3 protein-coding genes and 1 pseudogene are annotated in these 3,702 nt (G+C 55.2%); all 4 read left to right on the top strand.

Annotated elements, in window-relative coordinates; translation table 11 throughout:
• The 4 genes and pseudogenes from H5U02_14550 (at position 1) to H5U02_14535 (ending at position 3,263) form a co-directional block, all read left to right on the top strand.
• Positions 1-157 (top strand): annotated as a pseudogene (locus tag H5U02_14550) (ATP-dependent Clp protease proteolytic subunit).
• A gap of 555 nt (positions 158-712) precedes the next feature.
• A complete protein-coding gene (locus H5U02_14545; protein MBC7343642.1) occupies positions 713-964 on the top strand; it encodes an AbrB/MazE/SpoVT family DNA-binding domain-containing protein in 252 nt (83 codons plus the stop codon).
• Entirely contained in the window at positions 952-1,419 is a 468-nt protein-coding gene (locus H5U02_14540) for a PIN domain-containing protein (GenBank protein MBC7343641.1), read from the top strand. Before H5U02_14545 ends, H5U02_14540 begins: the two co-directional genes overlap by 13 nt.
• A 464-nt stretch (positions 1,420-1,883) precedes the next feature.
• Positions 1,884-3,263, top strand: a complete 1,380-nt coding sequence (locus H5U02_14535) for a UbiD family decarboxylase (protein ID MBC7343640.1) — start codon at positions 1,884-1,886, stop codon at positions 3,261-3,263.
• The last annotated feature ends 439 nt before the right edge of the window (positions 3,264-3,702 follow it).

The raw sequence follows: 3,702 nt of genomic DNA, 5'->3' as shown, positions 1-3,702 counted from the left end.
TGAACAGAATCCTAAAATCGAAGGCGTTCTCATAGTACTCAACACAGTAGGAGGGGACGTCGAAGCTGGGCTTGCCATAGCGGAAATGATAGCTAGCATGTCCAAGCCGACAGTTTCCTTGGTGTTAGGTGGGGGACATTCAATTGGCGTCCCTGTTGACCGCATTTGACTACCATTCTTCGCTTTTTGGCTTGATAACAGAATAGTTTCGTTCAGTCTGGCCGTGCAGTGCACGGGTTTTTCTGTTCTTAGGAGGTGGTAAATCTTGCAGTCTGCCGCCACGGGTTTCCTCTCCCCTGTGTTCGTCTGAGGCTTGGTGAGGAAGGTAGTATTCCACTTGCCCTCTGACGGCTGGAGCGCCCTTTCCATCATGCCCGAGGGCAGGAACGAGAGCCGGTCACGGTCACCGGCGCTTTGTCGGCGTCATGGAGGGCGACGAGGTTTCGGTCTTGGGACGCTGAGTGGAACACAGGCGTACGGGCTCCAGATCGAGGCTAGACCTGGGAGAAGCACATGCCTGCGACCGAGGAGGAGGTCGCATCCTTCCTTTCCGGCTTCATCAGGGGGGTGGGGCCGGCCACCCCCGGGAGATAGCGAGGAAGCTCGGGCCGGACGTGGTGAAGCGCAAAGCATCTAAATATCGGCTTGTCGCTGATGGCGAAAAGTGATAAGATGTATGAGGAGATCTTTTAATGTTGGAGGGTCATAAAATATGTCCGACATAATAATAGAGACCACCAGGCTCGGCTCCCGGTGCCAGATGGTAATACCGGCCAAAATCAGGAAGGCCGCCGGCCTCTCCGAAGGAGATGAGGTGCTGGTAGCCAAGAGCGGGAACGCCATCACCATAGTGCCCAAGCCGAAAAGCTATGCGCACCGCCTCATGGGCCTGCACAAGAGCATCTGGCAGGGCGTGGATCCCGATGCCTACGTACGAAAGGAAAGAGATTCGTGGGAAGGCTGAACCAGGTGCTTGCCGGCCACGAGGTGGTTGCCATCGACACCAACTGCTTTATCTACTACCTGGAAGGCGGGCTGTGGGCTGAGGAGCTGAAAGAAGACGTATTTCTTCCGCTGGAACAAGGACGCTTCCGCGCCGTTACCTCAGTGCTGACGGTTGCCGAAATACTGGTAAGGCCGAAATCCCTGGGGCTTGAGGATGTCTGCGAGGAGTATACACTGCTTCTTTCTTCGTACCCGAACCTGGAGATTACCCCTTTCACCCTGCAGACGGCGCTCCGCTGCGCTGAGGTCCGCGCCCGGCACCGGATACGCACCCCCGATGCCCTGCAGATCGCCACCGCTCTGGAAAAGGGAGCTGGCGTGTTTCTCACCAACGATGCCGGCCTGCCCCCGGAGGTTGACGGGTTACAGGTGGTTGTTCTCCGAGATTTCCTGGGAAGCCCAAGTGAAAATTAGATCCTCATCATTGTACTTCAATAACCCCGGCAAGGCCGAAGGAAACCGCTTTCATGCTTAGCAAGGGTCGAAAAGACCTCGCATAATTTTCTGGAAGCTCAAGAGTGGGTTTGGAGTATTGACAAAAGCTTCTGGTAGAGGTAACCCTTCGCAGTAGCACGCAACCGGTATGGTGTCTTTCCACATATCAAGCCACCGACTTTCAGGCACATCCAAAAAGCAGGACTTCTCTCCGCTCGTGCCGAATTAAATTTGCATCTTAGAATTGGATATCTTGACAAGGGCATTTCAGAGGAAGACCTATTGGTTTTCAAGATGGCCTACGCTATTTATACAGGATTGCGAGTGACCGTGAGCCGGCAACATGCGTGTTGCCATTCCTGCTCTGCGTGGGTTGCTTTTCAGTTGGCTATACGGTGGGTTAATGAGGATAATCTTTCAGTCCCTAAAAGGAGCGAGTCGAGATGAGCCGGGTTCCTCTGGTAAAAACCGAAGGATTTGACCTTGGAGCCTGCATCCGTTTTCTTGAGCAGCAAGGTTGGTTGGTCAGAATTCAAAGCACCGTATCCCTCAAGTATGAGCTAGCCGGGATCGCCAAGCATTTTGAAGGCCGGGAAGCGGTTTTATTCGAGAGCGTGGAAGGCGGGTTCTGCCCGGTGCTGGCGGGCCTGTACTGGAATCGAAAGCTGCTGGCCGGCATTTTCGGCTGCGAAGCCGAAAGGCTGCCCTTTTTGATCTCCGAAGCCGTAGCTTCCTGGCAAGAAAACCCGGTTCCTCCGGTGGTGGTTGACAAAGCCCCGGCCAGCGAGGTAGTGATGGAGCATCCCGACTTATCCAGGCTGCCCGTACCCGTGCATGCGCTGGAAGACGGAGGCCCCTACTTTTCCTGCAGCGTGGTTATTGCCAAAGACCCGGACACCGGCATCCGCAACGCTTCCGTAAACAGGCTCATGGTTACCGGTCCCGACCGCCTGACCATGCTCATGGACGCCGGCCGGCACCTGCGCGATTACTACGAGCGGGCGGAACGCAAAGGAAAGCCGCTTCCCATCACCATCAACAACGGCGTGGACCCGGCGGTCTACCTGGCCGCGGTGGTCCCGTCTGCGGCGGCGCCCATTGACAGGGACGAGCTCGGGATCGCCAGCGCCCTCCTGGGTCGCCCCCTGGAACTGGTTTCTTCCCGGACCGTGGAAGTGGAAGGCGTGGCCAACGCCCAGTTCATCATCGAGGGGGAAATCCTTCCCGGGGTCAGGGAAAAGGAAGGGCCCTTCGGGGAAGTAACCGGCTACTACGGCGAACGGGACAGGCGGTGGCTGGTGCGGGTGAAATCGATTTCCCACCGGAAATCACCGGTGTTTCAAACCCTCATACCCGGCAAGGAAGTCCACAATTCCGTGGGGATCATGGGCGAGGCCAACATCTACAATCTGGTTTCCCGCCAGGTGCCCGGGGTGAAGGCGGTTTATCTGACCCCCGGAGGCTGCGGGTTTTACCACGCCGTAGTGCAGATGAAGAAAGTCTACGAAGGCAGCCAGCGAAACGCCATCCTGGCCACCCTGGCCGCCTTTCCTTCCCTGAAGCAGGTGACAGTTGTCGATGAGGACGTGGATATTTATAACCCCGAAGATGTGGAATGGGCCATGGCCACCCGCTTCAATCCGGCCGAGGATATCGTCCTGGTGACCAAGGCCTTTGGCCACGAATTAAACCCTGTCAGCGATAACGGCATTACCGCCAAGGTTGGTTTTGACGCTACCGCTCCCCTGCCCCGTTCGGAAAAATATAAAAGGGTCAGGATGGCTCCGGTTGATATCACAAAATATAGCGTTAGCCGCCCGTGAAAAATGGGTGCAGTTTGTAGCCCATGGGTTTAAGGGTTTAGCTCCCTAAAAAAATTTTCTGCTTGTAGAAGGATTCTTCAAGATCTTGACGAATAAAATACCAAGAAAATAGCCCATGGTATATTAACGCGACTAAATTGCATATTTTAGGATGACGCTGACGGGAGCCTGAGGGTTTCCAGCACAACTGAGGTATCTACGGCATTCCGGCGTAAGACCGGAAGGGGCAGTAGGTAAGCAGCCAGTTGTAACTTTCAGTTACGGCTGGCTGCTTTTGTTTTCTCTGCTACCACTACGAGGTCCTTCCGAATCAATGATGATAATGGAACGCAGTGAGCGAAAATCGTCTCGTTGAGGAGGTGGTCATGGGGTAGGAGACAAGGTTTGAGTAAGTCTGGGGCTTGAAGTTGTGCGGCCGGGGTGAAAAAGAGGGTATGTC

Source organism: Clostridia bacterium (assembly GCA_014360065.1).
Classification (GTDB): domain Bacteria; phylum Bacillota; class DSM-521; order Neomoorellales; family JACIYF01; genus JACIYF01.
Note: the sequence above shows the minus strand (reverse complement) of the source record. Positions and strands in the feature narration are given on the sequence as shown.

Coding starts and splice junctions, on each gene's coding strand:
- H5U02_14535 (MBC7343640.1), top strand. CDS start 1,884: ATGAGCCGGGTTCCTCTGGTAAAAACCGAAGGATTTGACCTTGGAGCC.
- H5U02_14545 (MBC7343642.1), top strand. CDS start 713: ATGTCCGACATAATAATAGAGACCACCAGGCTCGGCTCCCGGTGCCAG.